2 protein-coding genes are annotated in these 558 nt (G+C 35.1%); both read right to left on the reverse strand.

Annotation, left to right across the window (positions count from 1 at the left end; all coding sequences use genetic code 11):
• On the reverse strand, positions 1-190 hold a 190-nt coding region (locus FFR48_RS28360), incomplete at its 3' end, for a DUF2887 domain-containing protein (protein WP_137669622.1).
• 9 nt (positions 191-199) lie between these two features.
• Positions 200-558, reverse strand: a 359-nt coding sequence (locus FFR48_RS28365; RefSeq protein WP_137669623.1) for a DUF4351 domain-containing protein, incomplete at its 5' end; no start/stop codon positions are given.

A 558-nucleotide genomic window follows, 5' to 3' on the forward strand; every position in this document is an offset into this window, starting at 1 on the left:
CCTCCACAAAATAAATCGGTTTTTCTCCACTATCTGGCATAAATATACCATCAAATCTAAAGGCTTTTTCCTTCACTTCTACAGATGTGAATTTGTAACCTTCTGCTTTTTCTGTCGGTTCTCCCAGTAGCTCAAATAAAAGAGTATGAAAAGTGAGAAAGATTTGGTAAAATATTGTATCTGTGTGCATTGCTGATAATTATGTATGAGATTTGAACCATTCATCTAAATCGTTGATATCCCGAAAATCTAATAACGCTTCTCCTAAATCTTCTAATTGTGCTATTTTCAGGTTACTGATTTTCTGGATATAACTATCTGTCAATTTTCCAAACCTCTTAGATAACTGACGCAGCAGTAAGTTTGTTGCTTCCACTTCTCTACCTTCCTGCTTTGCTTCTTGATATACCCTTGTTTGTTTGATATCATTAACTAAAAACATCGCTTCTATCTCCTGACGGGTTAATTGCGAAAACTTCGACAACAACACAGTTTCCAATAACTCTATAATACCTTCTCTTTCTGAGTTGTTGGTAATTTCGGTTTGCGTTCTTTGCA

The sequence above is a fragment of the Sphaerospermopsis reniformis genome, from assembly GCF_005402885.1.
Lineage (GTDB): Bacteria > Cyanobacteriota > Cyanobacteriia > Cyanobacteriales > Nostocaceae > Sphaerospermopsis > Sphaerospermopsis kisseleviana.